We start from the raw sequence: 17,811 nt of genomic DNA on the forward strand, positions 1-17,811 counted from the left end.
CGCTGGAGCAAGTTGAATGCTCTATCACTAGCAGTAGTACTATCAGTTCGCGGTGGAGGCTTTGCGAGAGGAAGTGTACGAGGTCATCCATGTGGCTGACGGCGAAGAAGCGTTGGCGTGGTACGGGCGGCGGGTCGGCGACGTTCTCATCACGGACGTCAAGCTGCCCGGAGGCATCGACGGATGGCAGATCGCCGAACGTTGCAGAGAGGAGGATCCCAAACGCCCGGTGATCCATGCGACCTGTTTTCCTCCCGTCGCGCCCCGCGCTGGCGGATAGAGGCCGGTTCGGCGACACCAAGCTGATCCGGAAACTCGGCGATGTCCGGCGAATTCGTCGATATGATCGAAGCGAAAATAGCTCAAACATTCAAGAAGCAATACGCGCAACTGGCGCCCGACGAAATCATGGTCCTGGCCTTTTTACATAAGCGCCTGGCGGCGTTGAAGGCGGCAGAGGCTAAATGGAATGTCTCGCGACCGGCTACCACGAGCTCGGCGACGCTCACCAATCGAACCCATAACGACGTCCGCGGATTCAGGATGTTAGAGAACGGCTGCGAGATAATTCGCTGTCCGGCTCCGCAATTTCTTCGCGACCTGCGACGGCGTGCCTGAAGCCACTATCCGACCCCCTTCGTCGCCGGCACCGGGCCCGATGTCGATGATCCAGTCGCTGGCGGCAGCCACCGTCATGTCGTGCTCGACCACGACGACCGTGTTGCCCGCCGCGACGAGGCCGTGCAGTTGTCTCATCAGCTTGGTGACGTCCGAGGGATGCAGTCCGGTCGTCGGTTCATCCAATACGTAGAGTGTCTGACCACGCTGCGCCCGTTGCAGCTCGGTGGCGAGCTTGACCCGCTGCGCCTCGCCTCCTGACAGTTCGGTCGCCGACTGGCCGAGCCGGATATACCCGAGCCCGACGTCGCGAAGCACGCCCAGACAACGACGTAGAAAATCCTCACTACTGAAGAACTCGAACGCTTCGTCCACAGTCAACGCCAGCACGTCAGCGATTGATTTGTTCCGGATCTTGACCTCCAACGTTTTGGCGTTGTACCGCGCGCCTTTGCAAGTCGGACAGGGAGCGTAAACGCTCGGCAGGAAGAGAAGCTCGACACAGACGAAGCCTTCCCCTTGGCACGTCTCGCAACGGCCTTTCGCTACATTGAAGGAGAACCTGCCCGCGTCATAGCGCCTTGCACGCGACTGTTTGGTTGAGGCGAATATCTTGCGAACATGATCCAGCAGGCCGGTGTAAGTCGCGAGATTCGATCTCGGCGTACGGCCGATCGGCTTCTGGTCCACGACTACCAATCGCTTGATGTCATCGAGGCCTTCCGCAATCTCGCCACCTAAGGTTTCGACCGGAGTCTCTAGCTTGTCGTCCTCGTCGCCCGCCTCTTTGCGCTGGCCCAGTTCGTCGCCCACGGCATCGACAAGAAACTGACTAATGAGGCTCGACTTGCCGGATCCCGAAATCCCCGTGACGCTCGTAAACACGCCGAGCGGAATTTCCGCGTCTAGCCGATTGAGATTGTTGCGCGTAACACCGCGAAGCTTGAGCCATCCGCGGGGGTTTCGTGGAGGCCTTGCCACCCTCCCGTGCTGGCCACAGAGGTAAGGTCGCGTCCGAGACGCTTCCACGTCTTTCAGTCCTGCCAGGGGACCGCTGTACATAATACGCCCTCCCTGCGCGCCTGCGTCGGGGCCGACGTCGACGATCCAATCGGCGTGCCGCACCACATCGAGCTCGTGTTCGACGACGAAGAGCGAGTTGCCGGCCGACTTCAGGCGGTCGAGAGCGCGCAACAAGGCTTCCGTGTCCGCCGGATGCAGTCCCGCAGAGGGCTCATCCAGGACATAGACCACTCCGAACAGATTAGAGCGGACCTGCGTCGCCAATCGAAGCCGCTGTAGCTCGCCTGGCGACAGCGTCGGCGTGCTGCGTTCGGGCGTCAAATAGCCAAGACCGAGATCAAGTAGCACTTCAAGGCGTGCCGACATGTCCTCCGTTATCCGTTGCACCACGAGAGCCTTCTCAGGATGGCCGACGAATTGATTCCTTTTCTTGTCGAGATGCCCGCCGAGCAACAAGCGGAGCTGGTTCAACGGCAGTCGCGAAACCTCGGCAATGTCCATTCCGGCGAAAGTGACGGACAGCGGCTCGGGTTTAAGCCGCTTCCCCTTGCAGACTGGGCAATTCGAGCTCGACAAGAATTGCGCCACCCGGCGTTTCATCATAGCGCTTTGCGTCGTGGCGAACGTCTGCAGCACGTATTTGCGCGCGCCAGTAAAAGTACCTTGATAGCTCGCCTCCTCCTTCCGCTTCAGAGCCCGCCTCGTCTCGGCAGGCGTATAGCCGGCGTAGACCGGCACGGTCGGCTGCTCGTCAGTAAACAGAATCCAGTCCCGATCTTTCTTCGGCAATTCGCGCCACGGCCTGTCTACGTCGTAGCCGAGGGTAACGAGAATATCGCGCAGGTTCTGGCCTTGCCACGCGCTTGGCCACGCGGCTATGGCCCGCTCGCGGATGGTCAACGTGTCGTCGGGAACGAGCGAACGTTCGTCGACCGCATGGACGCGTCCGATGCCATGACAGTTGGGACAAGCGCCCTCGGGCGTGTTGGGCGAGAACGACTCCGCATATAGCAACGGTTGATGCTGCGGATAGTCGCCGGCGCGCGAGTACAGCATCCGCAGCAGATTGGACAGGGTCGTCACGCTGCCGACTGATGACCTTGTCGTCGGCGAGCCTCGCTGTTGCTGCAAAGCGACCGCGGGGGGAAGCCCCTCGATCGAGGCCACTTCGGGCACTGCCATTTGGTGGAAAAGGCGGCGGGCGTACGGTGAGACCGATTCCAAGTAACGCCGCTGGGCCTCTGCGTACAAGGTCCCGAAGGCGAGCGACGACTTCCCGGATCCGGACACGCCCGTGAACACCACGAGCGCATTTCGGGGTATCTCGAGCGAAACGTCCTTCAGATTGTGCTCGCGGGCTCCGCGGACGCGGACGAAACCGTCGTCTGTATGGATATTCTGCTCGCCCTTATCGCCGATCAGCGACTTGTCCATCGTACGGTTCCTCGCCACTCGCGGAAACGCTGTGGCCGTCTCGAAGAGGAAAGTCTCCGGGAAATGACCGGTTCCGTAACGGTCACCGGCCGTCCCTTAGCGCCGAAAGCCCGAGCTCCTGTGATTTTACATCTAGGAACCGGCTCTCGCGCCCGTCGTTCAATTCCCGACAAATATAGAGGATTTTCTATGAATGACCGCGCGCGACAGATCTTCAAACCGGAATTCCGATTCGGCCTCGGTGGCGTTTCCCTCGGGAACGAGTTCAACAAGCATACCGATAAGGAAGCCGAGGCAACCCTTGAAAGCGCATGGGCGATGGGCGTTCGATATTTCGATGTGGCGCCTTGGTATGGGTTCGGACTCTCCGAGCGTCGCTTCGGTCATTTTCTGCATAACCAGAAGCGCGAAGATTATATGCTCTCGTCGAAGGTCGGGAAGCTTTTCAAGGCGTCAAAGAACAACAAACATGCGGATATTTATCCGCTGTCAGATTCGCCCAATGACATCATTTTTGACTATACGGGGGACGGTGTGCGCCGCTCGATCGAAGACAGCCTGCAGCGCCTCGGCGTCGACAGCCTGGACGTGGCTTTCGTGCACGACATCTCGCCGGATTTCGCCTTCTTTCCGAACGGCTGGGAAGAACAGTACGAAATCGCCCGTAAAGGCGCGTTTCCGGCGCTCTCCAAAATGCGTGACGAGGGCATCATCCGCGCTTGGGGCATCGGCGTGAATACCCCGCTTCCCATCCTCAAAGTCATGGAAGATGCGGATCCTGACGTCTGCCTGTGCGCCCGCCAATACTCGTTGATCGATCACGCAAGTGCGGTGAACGAACTTTTCCCGGTCGTGCGAAAAAAGAACGTTTCGCTCGTCATCGGCTCCTCTCTCAACGCCGGCTTCATCTCAGGAAGTCCACGTTACAATTACGGAAAAGAGAACTTCAAGATTCCCGCAGCTGTCATCGAGAAGCGGGAGAAGCTCAGGACGATCGCCTCTCGGTATGGCGTGGACCTCCGAACTGCCGCACTTCAGTTTTCGGCGGCGGCCGACGTCGCGGTCGCTCTGGTCGTGGGGGCACGGAGCGCTCAACAGATCCAGGAGGACTGGAATTCGCTCCAGGCCAAGATCCCTTCGGATTTCTGGGGTGATCTCAAACAACAAGGCCTCATCGAGAAAAGCGCCTCGCTCCCTGCTGCTTCGGAGGCTTGAGCGTGAAGGTCGGCGATTTTGTGGTCGAACGGCTCCACGCTTGGGGCGTGCGCCGCATCTATGGCTATCCGGGCGACGGCATCAACGGTGTGATCGGCGCGCTGCAGCGCGCCGACAGCATTGAATTCATCCAGGTGCGGCACGAGGAGATGGCCGCCTTCATGGCGGTCGCGCACGCCAAGTTCACAGGTGAATTAGGGGTGTGCTTGTCGACCGGCGGCCCGGGAGCAACTCATCTCATCACGGGATTGTACGATGGTAAACTGGACCATGCTCCCGTTCTTGCTATCTGCGGGCAAGCTGAAGCAACCGTTCGAGGTGCCAGTTACCAGCAGGAACTTAACTTAGACCGGATGTTTGCGGACGTCGCCGGCTTCGTACAGGAAGCCTCGTCCCCTGCCCAGGTGCGGCACCTCCTTGACCGCAGCATCAGGGTCGCTAAGGCCGACAACACACCTTCCGTCATTATTTTGCCGAAAGATATTCAGGACGAGGAATACGAAGAGCCCGCGGTGGCGCACGGATTTACGCGGTCTGGAGTGGGCTATTCCAAACCCAAGATCATTCCAGAGGATGCGGACTTATCCGAGGCGGCCGAGGTCCTGAATGCCGGCAAGAAGGTAGCCATTTTGGTCGGCGCGGGCGCTCGTGGCACCGCTCCTCAACTCATCGAAATGGCGACCTTGCTCGGCGCCGGCATTGCGAAGGCATTGCTGGGCAAGGATGTGTTGCCGGACGACCTGCCGTTCGTTACCGGCGCGATAGGCCTGCTCGGGACCGAGCCAAGCTGGGATCTCATGCAAGGCTGCGATACGCTACTGATGGTCGGCACGGGCTTTCCCTGGTCGGAGTTCTTACCCAAAGACGGGGCCGCACGCGCCGTCCAGATCGACATCAAAGCCTCGATGCTGTCGCTGCGGTATCCGGTCGACGTCAGCCTCCACGGCGATGCCGCAGCAACGCTAAAGGCGCTCCTGCCCCTAATCCAGCGCAAGGAGAACCGGGAATGGGCGAAGACGATCGAGACCAACATAACTGGGTGGTGGAAGAAGCTGGAAGGTCGGGCTAAGGCGGAAGCCAATCCCGTCAATCCGCAGCGCGTCGTTTGGGAAATGTCACCCTTGCTACCTGCTAACGCCATCGTGACCAGTGACAGCGGATCCTGCGCCAACTGGTATGCCCGCGATTTCCGGGTGCAGCAGGGCCAGGTTGCATCGCTTTCGGGAGGCTTGGCGTCGATGGGCGCAGCAGTCCCCTATGCCATCGGGGCCAAGTTCGCCCATCCGGACCGGCCGGTCATCGCACTTGTGGGCGATGGCGCAATGCAAATGAACAACATGGCCGAACTCATCACGGTCCAGAAGTACTGGAAGCGTTGGGCGGATCCGCGATGGATCGTATGTGTATTCAACAATCAGGACCTCAATGAAGTCACTTGGGAGCAGCGGGTCATGGAGGGAAACCCCAGATTCGAGGCTTCGCAGGATATCCCCGACTTTGCCTATGCCAAATTTGGCGAACTGCTCGGGCTCAGGGGGATCTTCGTTGATTCCCCGGGCCGCCTGGCATCCGCATGGCAGGAGGCCCTTTCGAGCGATCGCCCTGTCGTGCTGGAAGTGAAGACAGATTCTGAGGTGGCTCCGCTGCCGCCGCACGTCACGTTCAAGGAGGCCCTCTCCTTTATGTCTGCAATGGCTAAAGGAGACAGAGGCGCTGGCCGTGTCATCGGCGACACCGCAAGACAAGTTGTCGACGGCCTATTCGGCAAGAGAGATTGAATTTGGGGCCCGCGGCGCTTCAACGCGTTGCGACCTCCGCCGACGGCGGGTAGCTTACTTAATTTCCAACTTTGAAGGCGATGCGGTGTTCCGAATCAAAAGACACGGTGCACGCCTGAACACAGCTAAGGGCGGATCACACGTTGCGCTTTGGGATACCGCGCCTGCCGCAACAGCCTCAGCAAATGTACTATAACCCCGCGCTGCGCTTCGTACGAGGTTCGCTATTACTTCTGACAGGGGCGCGTTGGCGCACGTCGCCCTAGGTCCGAGTTGGACCACGTCAGGGCTCTCCTTCTAATAGGTTCAAGTACGCGCCCCGGAGCTCGCTCCCGCTTTCTTGTAGATGCTTTTTTAGATCCTCCATGCAAGCCCTGCGGACCGGGAAAACTTGGAACTTCTCAGTTCAGCGTATGTTGGGCCTTGCCACTACAGGAGGACGATATGAAAAAGACATTTCTTTTGCTGCTGACGGCTGCTTCGCTTCTGGCGGGTCCGTCGTTCGCGCAAAATCCGCCGGCGACCGATCGGCCCAACAACAATGCGGTCAACAGTTCCGGCCAGAACAATTCCAGCAAGCCGGTTGAAGGCGCCAACAGCTTCACCGAGGGCCAGGCCAAGTCGAAGATCGAGGACGCGGGCTACAGTAACGTCACATCCCTGAAGAAGGACGACAACGGCGTTTGGCGCGGAAAGGCCAGCAAAGGCGGTGCCTCGACCAATATCAGTCTGGATTTCCAGGGCAACGTGAACGCGGCCAAGTAACCTGGCGACCACCAGCGAAAATTAGGAGGGATTCAGCATGACGGTTACGATTTCACGTCTCTACGATAACTACTCCGATGCGCAGCGCGCGGTGACGAGCCTGGAGGCCGCGGGCGTGCCGCATTCGGATCTGAGCATCGTCGCGAACAATTCCGACAACTGGTACAGCACCGACAAGAAGGTCGATCGCGATCGCGATGGGGTGGACGATCGGGCGGAAGGCGCAGCCACGGGAGCGGGCGTCGGCGCAGGTCTTGGTGGCGCTGCCGGCTTGCTCGCGGGCCTTGGTTTGTTGGCTATCCCCGGCCTGGGTCCGGTCGTGGCGGCCGGATGGCTCGCATCGACCGCGCTCGGTGCCGTTGCCGGCGGCGCCACAGGCGGGGTCGTTGGGGCGCTGACGCAGGCCGGCGTATCCGATGAGGAAGCACCACTCTACGCCGAAGGTGTGAGGCGCGGCGGTACGCTGGTTTCAGCTCGTGTGCCGGATGCGGATCGGACGCGATACGAAGCGATCTTGAATCAGTCCGCCGTCAACCTGCGCGACCGGAGCGCAGCCTGGCAGAAGGCAGGGTGGAAAAATTATGATCCATCCGCCCAGCCTTATGGCGCGGAGGAGGTCCGGAGAGAGCGCCAGCTCTACGGCACCGGCCTGCGATGAATTACCCGGCGGCCCGCCAAGGCGGGTCGCCCTTTTCTTGCGTACGTTTGCCCATCGAACTCAGGAGCCGAAGATGAGTCGCGGAATGCCATCAATGACCGCCCTCTTGGGTTTGCTCGCAATCGCCGGTTACCAAAATCGGGACAAGCTCGCCGACATGTTTCGCAACGCTACCTCCGGTCAGCCGGCGGGTGCCAAGGATTCCCTGAGCGGTATGCTCGGCAATCTTGGCGGCCTTGTAGGAGGCGGCGGCGTGAGTTCGCTGCTGAACGGCGGGATCGGCGAGTTGCTCGAGCACTTCAAGCAGAACGGACAGGGCGATGCGGCCCAATCCTGGATCAATCAAGGGCCAAACCGGGAAGTCACCCCGCCCGAACTCCAGCAGGCTATCGGTCCGGACGTCCTTCAAAAACTGGAGCAGCAGACCGGCCTGTCGCAGCAGGAGATTCTCGACCGATTGTCTCGCGAGCTGCCGGCAGCGGTGGACAAATACACGCCTGACGGACGTCTTCCGGCTCCATCGGGATCGCAAGGCTAGGGGAGAGATATGAGCATCATCTGGACGATCATCATTGGCTTCGTCGCAGGCGTCATCGCGAAGTTCATCATGCCTGGCGACAACGAGCCCTCCGGCTTCATCCTGACCACGATCCTGGGAATAGTGGGAGCGTTCTTTGCGACCTATCTTGGCCAGTCACTAGGCTGGTATCGGCCTGGAGAAGGCGCAGGGCTGGTGGGGGCGGTCGTGGGCGCTATCATCGTGCTTTTTGTCTACGGTTTTGTGGCCGGTCGCAGTCGACGGGCTATCTAACCGCGGTGACCGGAAATTCTTCGCGTAAACGCGAATATCCGTCCGGCGCGAAAGGCACAGCAGATGAAATGGATGCTCGTTGTCCTGGTAGGAGGCATGACACCGGTCAACACCGACCTGGTCTTCGACAAATTCGCCGATTGCCTTGCCGCCGAGGAGCAGATGCGAAAGCACTACACCGACGCCTTCAAGGTCTGGGACCGATGGGCCGCGGCAAATATCGAGCGACGACGCGAATACTCAAAGATGCGCGACCTCCAGGCCAAACGCCTGCTTAGCAACATCGGTACGTGCGTTCCTCATGCAGGCGGCGATACCATAGCGCCGCAGCAGCCGAGCAATTGATGCCCTCTCAGCCTCTCAAGCCGCACCCACGCCGCCGCCAAGTCCGAAACCGTGACGTCTGAACGTTTGGAACATAGGGGTCGCAAACGAGTGTTGTAGCTGCCTTGAAAAAGCTCTTCACCGCCGTTGCCGTCGGCGGGCGTAAGCTCCAGCGGCTTAGTGTGCGTCGCGAGGCAACCTGGTAGGGAAGCTAGCGCTCGAACCTTCGGCCGTATCCATTCCACTCCTCCTCCAATGGCTCCTCGATAAACAGCCGGCGCCAACCAGGCTACTCAACGCCAGAACAGGTTCCGGGTTCGATGCTGCGCTTACCTCGATAAACACTCGCCGACCTGACCGACCGGAGTCATTCACGCCAATCGGCGCCGGGGGGCCACGCTCGCGGTGCATTTGCTGTCATCGTGAGCCGTCGACGAAGGCGATCGGAGTGCCCTTCGCGACGCTCGTTGCAACCCGCTCCGCATCCCAGTTGGTCAGACGGACGCAGCCATGGGATTCCGCCTTCGAGACCTTGTCGGGCGACGGTGTGCCATGAATGCCGTATCCTTCAGCGGTGAGGTTGATCCACACCGTTCCAACCGGATTGTTGGGGCCCGGCTTGATGGTGAAAGGTTTTCGGGATTGAACGCCCTTAAAGTGGTAGGCCGGATTGTAGCGATAGGTCGGATTTCGGTCGACCTCGGTCACCTTCAGAGTGCCGGATGGCGACGGCTTCTCCTCGCTCCCGACCGTTGCCGGATAGAAGCCGATAAGCACGTTAGACTTGTCGAACAGCTTCACGGTCTGCCGACTCTTGTCGACCTCGACCCTGTCCGCCCTCGACGGCGCGCCGGCCTCTGCACTGCCAGTATCCACAACGATGATGTCGTCGCCGGGGCGGTCGAAGCGCTGCCCGGGATTGAGCGCCGCCAGCAGTTGCTCGCTCATATGAAATTTCTCGGCCAGTCCTTCTCGCGGACTGGTGAAACCCAGCTTCGGCAGGTCTTTCATTTCCTCCATCTTCGACGGGAGCTTGCTAAGAAAAGGTCCGGCGACATCCTGCTCGGTGATCGTGTAGTTCGCCGTGACCCGCCGATCGTCCGCGCGCAGTGCGTTCCAGACGTCCTCGGTCGGAACGTCCGAGCTCGGCAATTGCCGCGCCTCCGCGAAGGCGCGTAGGGCCTTCTTCGCGTTCTCGCCGAATCTGCCGTCGATCTCACCTGGCGAGAAGTGGGCCCGGTCGAGCAGGACTTGTAACCGAACCCCCGCCGGCGTCGGCTTCTCGTTCGACAAGATCTTCTTCGATGGTTCGGCGGCATCGATAGCAGCCGCGCCCATTTCGGCGCACCGCGCCGCCGGGCCGGCCATCACGGCCAGGAGAACAATGATGTGTTTCACCTTTCGAGGCCACATCACCAAATCCTTTCATGGTATCGACGGCTGAGCACCTGGGCAAAGGTCCGTTTCCTTCACGCCGGGATCGACGATCAAGCCTCGGTAGGCGCGCTCATACTCTCGCGCCATCCGGCTTGCGGAGAAGCGCGCTTCGAAGCGGGCGCGGACTACCCTCCGGTCGAGACGGCCAAGCTCTCCAACCGCCCTTACCGCCTGGTCCTCATTCTCGACGATGAAACCCGTCACGCCGTCCTCAACGACTTCCGGCACGGATCCGGATCGGTAGGCGATCACGGGCGTCCCGCAAGCCATCGCCTCTATCATGACGAGACCGAAGGGCTCAGGCCAATCGATCGGGAACAGGAGGGCCGCTGCGTCGGCGAGGAACGGCTGCTTTTTCGCATCATCGACTTCCCCCACAAGCTGAACCGTTCGACCATCTATGTGCGGCTCAAGCTTCTTCTTGAAGTATCCGGTCTCACCGCGCGGGATCTTGGCGGCGATGCGCAGTGGCTCTCCGGCCGCCCGCGCGATCTGGATCGCGTCCTCGGGACCTTTCTCCGCCGTAAGGCGACCGAGGAAGGCGAGATAGGATCCCTCATCGAAAGACGGGCGGAAGAGGTGCGAAGGCAGCCCGTGCTGTATCGTGGCGATCCAGTTTGCGTCAGGAAGCGGCACGCGCTGGTGCTCGGATATCGAGATGAAACCCGCGCCGGGAAACTCGCGCACCACGTCCGGCAGGCCGGGGAGGTCTAGCCTACCATGCATCGTGGTCAGGAAGGGCACGCCGAGCCGGCTGAGCAGCGGAAGCGGCAACCAATCGATGTGTGCGTGGATCACGTCGAAGTCTTTCGCGCGCCTGGCGATGGCCTCCAGCAGCACGGCACTGGCCGCATTGGGGTCCACGCCCTTCCGACCGAGGCGCAGCGCGCGTGGCCATACGGGTTGGAGTTTGCCTTTCGTCCTTGAGTCGCCGCTCGCGAATAGTGTGACCTCGTGACCGAGTTCTACCAACTCGTCCACCAACCACGCCACGACCCGCTCGGTGCCGCCGTAGAGCTTTGGGGGAACGCTTTCGGCGAGGGGAGCAAGCTGAGCAATGCGCATCTTGCCGATCCTCTAGACTGGAAACATCAATAGGAGGATCAGCATGATGGCAGCCGAAACGAGCTCGGAGATGATCAACAGCGTCCAGACCGGCCTCGCGGTGCTTGCCACCAATTGCCTGACGAGCTTCTCCATAAGCCTCAACATTCGTCCTTGGGGAGACGGTTCGAGTAGGCCAGGCCGAATCCGGTCAGTTCTTCGACCTCGCTCACGCGCGCTTCCCATCTTCCTTGAAGGTGGCGCCGCAGCAGACAACGCCGGCTGTCCGCGGCATCCACGTCGCGATGCTTCGCGCGATGGAGGGACCAAACTGTATCCACGGCTCGCCGCCGCAGGGCTTCGTCGACCATGTTCCGGGTCCAACAAAATTGACATCGTGGGACGGCAACTCATCGCCCGAGCGGAGGTTTCCAGTTTTTCCCGAAAATCTTAAGCTCAGTGACGGAGCTGGACCGTATCGAGGCCGTGACGGCTCACGGGACACTTGGAGTTCGCCATCGCCGTCCAAGCGCAATCCCATCGCTTCGAGCTCCAGTGCCCGAATGCTAAACCATGGCCGATGCGAGTAAGATCGACGAGCAAGAGCAAACCCTGCGCCGGATTACTTCCATACTTGCCGAGCGGCCGGAGAAGACCCTCGACCCACTTAGATTCAATGGTGTTACTTTTAAGGGCAGCGCGGCAACGTACAGCACTCCCCTTGGTTCCGGTAGAGACGGAGCGCCTTAGTGCTGTTCTAGGGCTCTGATGTCGTCGACGAGGGCGACTTCAATCTGGCGCAGGTGCTCTGCGGTTAGGTCGTTCGGAAATTCCTTGGCGAGCCGCCGGCAGCGCTCTAGGCGCTCTTCCAGTATCCGCTTTTCCCGGTTCTTGTTCATGGAGCGAGCTAGCCCAATCGCGTAAATTCAGCGTCCTTCGTGTCGATTAATGGAGGATCAATCCGTGTGTTCCAGCGCACGTTAAGATAGTGCGGTGGGAAAATATGGCAATCGGGGTCCAAGCCTGATGCTGCACCCGCGAGATGCTGCACTCGGGATCGTCGGCTTCGGGTCAAGCAAGTTCATAGCCGCAATGGGCCGTTTACCAGCACCTCGACGTAGTCCCGGAGCTTGCCGCTTTTCCGACACTGAAATCCATCGGGTGCGATCTGACCAAGGATTGGCAAAGCTTCACCTGCAAAGATGGCTGGATCGGGCACGTCATCTCGACCGTTCTTAATCTGCCGATACGCTTCCTTGAAGCGCGAGAGCTTACGTTCGGGGCCCGAGTGTCATCCGGTCGTGACTTCACGGCCTGTGACCAACGCAGGGATTTCCGACCTAGGCAATGGTGTGCCGCGTCTCCCATTTGTCAGCGCCGTTGACGGTAATTGCCCGGAATTGCTGTTCCGCGAACTATTGGGTGGAATCCTCCCAACCAACCATGATGAATGTGCCTTCGCAGAACTGGTCATGGTGGTTGAAGTTCGGCGCATGTGTGACCGGTTGCATTAGCGGTGTCATGGCGCGCGATGTGGACTCCCGAGGTGATTGGCGCCGTTGAAGTTAGCGCCGCCTGCACCTCCTTCCTAACCAATGGCCGCTACAGCGCGACCGGCGACGGTGTCTCATGCTGGCGGGAGCACAGCCGCGCGGCAGACTACCGGACTCATTATCTGAGCGATCTGGCAAGGCGTTTTATCCAAAAGGAGTATCCTATGAGGTGGGCTCAAACATCAGCACTAGTCATTTGCCTGCTCGGCGCGCCGGGCGTTTCGTTGGCCGCGGACGCCAAGGGGGACGTGGAGAAGGCTTACGCCGCCTGGGATGCCGCATTCAACAAGCAGGACGAGAAAGCCATCGGGGCTTCCTATGTCGCGACGGCAAAATTGATGCCGCCCACACATCAGGTCGCGTCGGGTCCGGCTGAGATCGAAAAGTTCTTTGCCGGACTCTTCGCCAACGATGTAACGGGTCACAAATTGGAGATGGTCGACGCCGGCGGAGACGACAAAATCGTATTCGGCACAGCCAAGTGGAGTGCCACGGGTAAGGACAAGGAGGGCAAGCCGTCTCCCTTCAGTGGCTTGGCGACGCACGTCTTCGAACGCCAAGCCGATGGATCCCTCAAATTGAGGCTGCAAACGTTCAACTAAAGCGGTCGAGCTTCGTCGGTCCGGTCAGGCGGTGGCCTTGCCGGACACCCAAAAGGGTTACTTGGCCCAGTGCTAGAGATGCCCGCTTTGGCTCAAAACCGGCAATATTCTGGTTTCAGAAACTGCTTGAATCCCCTAAGCCGACGTCGGCGCCGTTGATTAGCCCTGATAGGAACGACTCACCAAGCCTTGCGTTGGCGTTGCCATCGATACTCTGCTTCGGAACGCTGACATGCAGAGGGACCTTTGGATTGTGATAGCGGCCTTGTTTTCAATCGCTCTGATCGCGAGTATCTGCACCGCGGCTCTGCCGAAAGCTTCGTTCGGCCACAAGGGTCTGCCCAGTTCCGATCCGTCAGTGCTTTTGGTTTCGGAAAGCAGTCCATATATGCGGAACGAGCGGTAAGACGCGCTACCACTTAAGCACGATTACGCACGCCTATTGACCAACCTCTTGGGGCCGACCTAGGCCCATGCGCAAGCCTCGCGCCGGCGTGCCTGTGCACGCTGATGAATGGGGTTGGTCGATCGGCTTCTATCCCGGCATGGAGCCAGGCACATGGCCGAGTGGCATAGCGGCCACCTTCGAAGCCGCGCGCGAGGCTTTCGGGGCCGCATGGTCGGATCTACAGCCAAACATCACCCACAATGCCTTCGCCGAATGGCGCCAAGACCGCGACTGGCGCGCCGTGATGGCGGCCAAGCGGGCGCGGAGCGAGAAGCTCGACAGCGAGATCCGAAGCACGCTCATTCGCTGCGTCTGCGGCACCACATTCGACAGCTGGAAGCCGGCGGAGAGCTATCCCCACCGCCAGCACATCTATGTCGCCAGGCGGCCAATGGGACATACCGATGAAGCACACCGAAGAACGACCCTACGCAAATCCGGAGGCGGCCGCGCGCAAGCTCGTCGAGCTCGCAGCGAGCGTCGAGGCCGCTCAGGAAGACCGCATCTTTATCGAGAGGATCAACGCGCCCTTCTTGTTCAAGCTGAAGGGCAGTGGCAGCGAGTTCGGCGCCGGGCTCAAACACGCGATCGAGCGCGGTTCGCTCCAGCTGCACGAGAGCGGGACTTACGTGAAGCTAATGCCGTCCAGTGAAGACCTGCTGGCCCGCAAATAAAAGCCTTCTGGCAGCTCTTCCGAAAGCCTGGGCGGTACGGTCCCGACCCGGATTGGTTTCAGAACCCCTGGTAGATTTTCTTTCCTTCTGAACGGACGGTTTAGGAACGTGGCTTCTGCGCTCCCGTTGGCCCCGCACGAATCCAAACAGGAGTTTTCGATGAAGAAGATCATTATGGCTACCGCCGCCCTCGGCCTTATGTGCGGTACCGCCTTCGCTCAGAATTCCAGGCCCGCTTCGCAGTCCGACAACATGCAGAAGCCCGGCATGCACAATACGGACAAAGGTTCGATGACCAAAGGCACCACCGGCATGAGCAAAGACGGCATGGCCAAGGGCGGAATGGTGAAACCCGATGCATCCGGCCAGGGCGGCTCTGGTCCCGGCAGCGACCAAGGCGGCACGAAGGTGGCGCCAGGTAACATGAAGTAAGCCAGTCTCTTCCTGGCTTTACTTCTACGGCCGCGCCGCTTGTCCATGCTGGCGCAGGCGGCCCTACCGCATGCCCATGAACAGCGCCGCAACAAACGGTGCGGCGCCAAAGGCTGCAACGCCAAGGCAGATGCGCGCGTGGACTGAATACGGATTGATGTGGGGCTGTTCGACCAAGGCACGCTCCCATGCTACGCAGGCGGGAGCCCAATCGGTCTCTCAGTCACCGACGCCTAAGGCGGAGTACGGCCGATGATGCGGTGACAATCGATCGCTTGCCAATCGGTTCCAAGCAAGAGTGTTAGTTCGGCGGAACGCCCATCAGAATGGCGCGACGCCATTAAGGCCGCTGGCCTATGCGGAAAAACGAATGCTGCTGATTGAAAAAAGCCGCCAACTAAGGCGGCTTTACTCGTCGATGGATCGCAGCCGGCTTTCCAGATCCGCGATCATCTCTTGGATGCGCGCCTCTGTCTCGGGGTCTAATGCCATCTGTCGGAGGAATGCGCGGTACTTCATGATCTTCATTTCGAGTTCGACGCGTTCGTTTTTTATGACCACCTTGCTTCTCCCCGTTTTAAATATGACGAGGGAGAAGCAAAATTGTTCAATATTAGCAATGTACGGTAGTGGACGCTGCGCGACGCCGGATTGCCTCAATGCATCGTAGGTTTTCTCATGATCTCTATGTAGTCGCGAAAACCGATCCGATGAAGTTTGATCATGACCCTCGCTATTTGTCGAAGCTCGTTTCTGGCGCCGCCGAGGGGAAGTTCGCGAGCGCGCCGCAGCAGTTGTGCAGCGCCTTCAATCAGGGGCGTACCTTCAGGTACCTCTTTGGCTGGTCTCATTTCGGGGCCTGTAAACCGGGCGACCTCAGCCACTCGCTCATTTGAGAGCCGGTCTCTACTTGCCGGGCCTTGCGGATTGCGCGCTCCCGCTCGATACTTGGCGGAAGCGAGCGAGCCTTCTCACGAAGGCGCTTCGCCTCATCTGCAAGGCGATCTTCAAGGGGGACTGTTTGCTTGAAACGGCGTCGCTGCATGGCGCTGCTCCATTCCTGAGGAAGGCGGTAGCGCTAATGGCGTTCTCATCACCGATAAGAGCCAAGGACCGTGCGGTGATGACCGACGTTAGCATTGTTCGATACCGGACATAAGTTCACTTTTGCACCAACGCCAAAAGTTAATGAAACAGACTCCGGAGCTCCCAAAATCAAAGCAGGACGAGCAGCTAGTCAATCGCGGTCTTGATTTGCCCGACTTTTCTCGCGAGTTGCCAGATCTCGACGTCGTGACCGTCGACGAGGCGCCTTGCCTTTTGCAAGGCTTCTTCATCGTCCACAGCATCGAAGCCATGGGCGCCGAAAATGTGTCCGTCCTGATCGAGGAGGTACGCGCGGTAATCCTTCACGTGGGCGCGCGAAGTCCGGGAGACAGCAGCCACTCACTTATGTGCGAGCCGGTCTCCGCTTGGCGCGCTCGGCGAATGGCTTCGTCGCGTAACCTGCCAAGTGGAAGACACTCGGCTTCTTCTCGCAGGCGCCTCGCCTCTTGAGCGAGACGTCCTTCGAGTGAGAGTATTTGTTTGAAACGGCGTCGCTGCTGCTGCATGGCGCTGCTCCCTGTGAGAGAGGGCGGGAGCGCAACCGGCGTTCTCATCACCGATAACAGCCAATGTCCTCGCGGTGACCCCCTGAGTGTCCGATATCGGACCAAGAAAAGCGAGTCCCAAATACTTCGCCGCGGCCAGGAACGAAGTCTCGCCCTAGACTTTGCCCTATGTAGAGGGTTTTTCCCGTCGTGAGTTTCCCCGACCTGTAGCGTCGCTGTGACGGAAATCGGACCGACAGGCTGACCTAAAGTTCCCTATACAAGCTATTCCCGCTTGCGTGCTCTCGGAGCGCATCCGTCCCGCGGAGATCGGCCCGACCGACCGGGCGGGAGCCGCATTGGCCAAAAACAGCGCTTCGGCGAAACATACCAACAATCTTCTCGGATCTTTGCCGCACGCTCAATTTAGTTTGCTCTCACCTTACATGGTCGTCGAGCAACTCGACCAGGGTGTAATCCTCATCGAAGCCGGAGACGAGACCGAAAACGTCTACTTCCCACACCTGGGCATGCTCTCGCTGCTAGCCGTCTTGAAGGACGGCAGGGCGATCGAAACCGCGACCGTTGGCCGGGAAGGCGTTGTTGGAGCCATGGCCGGACTTGGCGCGCATATTTCTCTTGTTCGGGTCGTTGTGCAGCTCAAAGCCGAGGTGACAAGAATTCCGGCAAGCCGATTTCGCAAGGCAACGGGAGAAAGCACCACACTGCGAAACCTCTGCGTAGGCTACAACGAAATCCTGTTATCTCAAGCCCGGATCAATGTCGCTTGCAATGCCGTTCATGTCATTGAAGCGCGCTTCTGCCGATGGCTCCTCCAAACGGCTGACACCGCAGGAAGCAACACCATTAATCTAACCCAACAGTTCCTGGCCGAGATGCTGGGCGTGCGGCGCACCTCGGTCACAGAGGTCGCAAGAAAAATACAGAACACCGGCGCCATTCACTACGCCCGTGGAGAAATCAGCATCCTCGATCGGCAGATTCTCGCACGTTTATCTTGCGAATGTTACACGACGCTGGTGGAGCAATCGAAGAGTTTGAGCAGATAGCCGCCACCTTCGAAGCCGCGCGCGAGGCCCGATGCCTTCGTCGCGCGACTGCGTCCACAGAAAGCACCTAAGTGGGGTTGATTTCAGCGGTTAGCGTGAGGGTGAGCAAAGTTCGACCTTCCTTGGGCGAAGGGCCGTCCGTGACCTTCAACTCCCATGGTATCCCCTTCCACATGTCGGTGGGATGCTCAGACGTCAGGACATTACCTGCGTACTTCACTGCCTCAAGTTTCGCTGCCTCGGTGTCGGCCACTTCAACGCCGACGTCATCGATAAGCATTTTTCCGTTCAAAATATGGAAGTAGTAGCGCGGCATAGACGCTCCTCCGTTTG

At 59.6% G+C, this 17,811-nt stretch carries 22 protein-coding genes; 13 read left to right on the plus strand and 9 right to left on the minus strand.

Translation table 11 applies throughout. The annotated features are described in order from the left end of the window. Nucleotides 1–73: 73 nt before the first annotated feature. Nucleotides 74–280, plus strand: coding sequence for a response regulator transcription factor (locus J4G43_RS39950; protein ID WP_232208671.1), 207 nt, complete (start codon nucleotides 74–76; stop codon nucleotides 278–280). Between the two features lie 41 nt (nucleotides 281–321). Then, nucleotides 322–618: a hypothetical protein gene (locus J4G43_RS39955; RefSeq protein WP_080588753.1), complete on the plus strand. Its 297-nt coding sequence runs from the start codon at nucleotides 322–324 to the stop codon at nucleotides 616–618. Here J4G43_RS39955 and J4G43_RS39960 read toward each other — a convergent pair. Then, a complete protein-coding gene (locus tag J4G43_RS39960) occupies nucleotides 547–3,075 on the minus strand; it encodes an excinuclease ABC subunit UvrA (protein WP_208088260.1) in 2,529 nt (842 codons plus the stop codon). The genes J4G43_RS39955 and J4G43_RS39960 overlap by 72 nt on opposite strands. A gap of 189 nt (nucleotides 3,076–3,264) precedes the next feature. Here J4G43_RS39960 and J4G43_RS39965 point away from each other — a divergent pair, with 189 nt between their 5' ends. From J4G43_RS39965 to J4G43_RS39995, 7 genes are all read left to right on the plus strand, one after another. Next, nucleotides 3,265–4,290: an aldo/keto reductase gene (locus J4G43_RS39965; protein ID WP_038936817.1), complete on the plus strand. Its 1,026-nt coding sequence runs from the start codon at nucleotides 3,265–3,267 to the stop codon at nucleotides 4,288–4,290. After that, nucleotides 4,287–6,068 (plus strand): thiamine pyrophosphate-requiring protein, encoded by a 1,782-nt coding sequence (locus tag J4G43_RS39970; protein ID WP_039147039.1) that lies wholly within the window; start codon nucleotides 4,287–4,289, stop codon nucleotides 6,066–6,068. The genes J4G43_RS39965 and J4G43_RS39970 overlap by 4 nt, the downstream gene beginning before the upstream one ends. Nucleotides 6,069–6,512: 444 nt before the next feature. Further along, nucleotides 6,513–6,833, plus strand: a complete 321-nt coding sequence (locus tag J4G43_RS39975; protein ID WP_039147037.1) for a PepSY domain-containing protein — start codon at nucleotides 6,513–6,515, stop codon at nucleotides 6,831–6,833. A gap of 37 nt (nucleotides 6,834–6,870) precedes the next feature. Further along, nucleotides 6,871–7,491 (plus strand): general stress protein, encoded by a 621-nt coding sequence (locus J4G43_RS39980; protein WP_038936815.1) that lies wholly within the window; start codon nucleotides 6,871–6,873, stop codon nucleotides 7,489–7,491. Between the two features lie 73 nt (nucleotides 7,492–7,564). Beyond that, nucleotides 7,565–8,029: a YidB family protein gene (locus J4G43_RS39985; RefSeq protein WP_038936814.1), complete on the plus strand. Its 465-nt coding sequence runs from the start codon at nucleotides 7,565–7,567 to the stop codon at nucleotides 8,027–8,029. A 9-nt stretch (nucleotides 8,030–8,038) separates the two neighbouring features. Further along, the gene (locus tag J4G43_RS39990; RefSeq protein ID WP_039147035.1) at nucleotides 8,039–8,302 is read left to right on the plus strand and encodes a GlsB/YeaQ/YmgE family stress response membrane protein; all 264 of its coding nucleotides are present in this window, start codon (nucleotides 8,039–8,041) and stop codon (nucleotides 8,300–8,302) included. Between the two features lie 63 nt (nucleotides 8,303–8,365). Then, nucleotides 8,366–8,647: a hypothetical protein gene (locus J4G43_RS39995; protein WP_041959914.1), complete on the plus strand. Its 282-nt coding sequence runs from the start codon at nucleotides 8,366–8,368 to the stop codon at nucleotides 8,645–8,647. 396 nt (nucleotides 8,648–9,043) lie between these two features. Here the strand turns inward: J4G43_RS39995 and J4G43_RS40000 are convergent, their stop codons facing one another. The 4 genes from J4G43_RS40000 to J4G43_RS40015 all read right to left on the minus strand — a co-directional run bounded on the left by J4G43_RS40000 (nucleotide 9,044) and on the right by J4G43_RS40015 (nucleotide 12,006). Next, nucleotides 9,044–10,039: a L,D-transpeptidase family protein gene (locus J4G43_RS40000; protein ID WP_041959912.1), complete on the minus strand. Its 996-nt coding sequence runs from the start codon at nucleotides 10,037–10,039 to the stop codon at nucleotides 9,044–9,046. Between the two features lie 12 nt (nucleotides 10,040–10,051). Further along, the gene (locus J4G43_RS40005; protein WP_208088261.1) at nucleotides 10,052–11,128 is read right to left on the minus strand and encodes a glycosyltransferase family 4 protein; all 1,077 of its coding nucleotides are present in this window, start codon (nucleotides 11,126–11,128) and stop codon (nucleotides 10,052–10,054) included. A gap of 140 nt (nucleotides 11,129–11,268) precedes the next feature. Beyond that, entirely contained in the window at nucleotides 11,269–11,478 is a 210-nt protein-coding gene (locus J4G43_RS40010; protein WP_080703855.1) for a hypothetical protein, read from the minus strand. Nucleotides 11,479–11,853: 375 nt separating this feature from the next. Next, nucleotides 11,854–12,006: a hypothetical protein gene (locus J4G43_RS40015; protein WP_155794972.1), complete on the minus strand. Its 153-nt coding sequence runs from the start codon at nucleotides 12,004–12,006 to the stop codon at nucleotides 11,854–11,856. 818 nt (nucleotides 12,007–12,824) lie between these two features. On the opposite strand from J4G43_RS40015, the gene J4G43_RS40020 reads away from it, so the two are divergent. From J4G43_RS40020 to J4G43_RS40030, 3 genes are all read left to right on the plus strand, one after another. After that, the gene (locus tag J4G43_RS40020) at nucleotides 12,825–13,262 is read left to right on the plus strand and encodes a YybH family protein (protein ID WP_038936809.1); all 438 of its coding nucleotides are present in this window, start codon (nucleotides 12,825–12,827) and stop codon (nucleotides 13,260–13,262) included. An 852-nt stretch (nucleotides 13,263–14,114) separates the two neighbouring features. Continuing rightward, nucleotides 14,115–14,384 (plus strand): hypothetical protein, encoded by a 270-nt coding sequence (locus J4G43_RS40025; RefSeq protein ID WP_039147026.1) that lies wholly within the window; start codon nucleotides 14,115–14,117, stop codon nucleotides 14,382–14,384. 159 nt (nucleotides 14,385–14,543) lie between these two features. Then, entirely contained in the window at nucleotides 14,544–14,816 is a 273-nt protein-coding gene (locus J4G43_RS40030) for a hypothetical protein (RefSeq protein WP_039147023.1), read from the plus strand. A gap of 408 nt (nucleotides 14,817–15,224) precedes the next feature. On the opposite strand, the gene J4G43_RS40035 is transcribed toward J4G43_RS40030, so the two are convergent. From J4G43_RS40035 to J4G43_RS40045, 3 genes are all read right to left on the minus strand, one after another. Continuing rightward, nucleotides 15,225–15,377 (minus strand): hypothetical protein, encoded by a 153-nt coding sequence (locus J4G43_RS40035; RefSeq protein ID WP_157788456.1) that lies wholly within the window; start codon nucleotides 15,375–15,377, stop codon nucleotides 15,225–15,227. A gap of 286 nt (nucleotides 15,378–15,663) precedes the next feature. Further along, nucleotides 15,664–15,861: a hypothetical protein gene (locus J4G43_RS40040; RefSeq protein WP_080588752.1), complete on the minus strand. Its 198-nt coding sequence runs from the start codon at nucleotides 15,859–15,861 to the stop codon at nucleotides 15,664–15,666. A gap of 188 nt (nucleotides 15,862–16,049) precedes the next feature. Next, complete coding sequence (locus J4G43_RS40045) at nucleotides 16,050–16,229, minus strand: hypothetical protein (RefSeq protein ID WP_038936801.1); 180 nt, start codon at nucleotides 16,227–16,229, stop codon at nucleotides 16,050–16,052. Between the two features lie 538 nt (nucleotides 16,230–16,767). Between J4G43_RS40045 and J4G43_RS40055 the strand changes: the two genes are divergently transcribed. Continuing rightward, nucleotides 16,768–17,478 carry a Crp/Fnr family transcriptional regulator gene (locus J4G43_RS40055; RefSeq protein ID WP_039156768.1) on the plus strand — a complete coding sequence of 237 codons (711 nt, stop codon included), beginning with the start codon at nucleotides 16,768–16,770 and terminating at the stop codon, nucleotides 17,476–17,478. A 67-nt stretch (nucleotides 17,479–17,545) separates the two neighbouring features. Here the strand turns inward: J4G43_RS40055 and J4G43_RS40060 are convergent, their stop codons facing one another. Further along, on the minus strand, nucleotides 17,546–17,794 hold the full coding sequence (locus J4G43_RS40060) for a DUF6894 family protein (protein WP_049803215.1): 249 nt from the start codon (nucleotides 17,792–17,794) through the stop codon (nucleotides 17,546–17,548). Between the last annotated feature and the right edge of the window lie 17 nt (nucleotides 17,795–17,811).

The sequence above is a fragment of the Bradyrhizobium barranii subsp. barranii genome, assembly GCF_017565645.3.
In the GTDB taxonomy this organism is placed as follows: Bacteria; Pseudomonadota; Alphaproteobacteria; order Rhizobiales; family Xanthobacteraceae; genus Bradyrhizobium; species Bradyrhizobium barranii.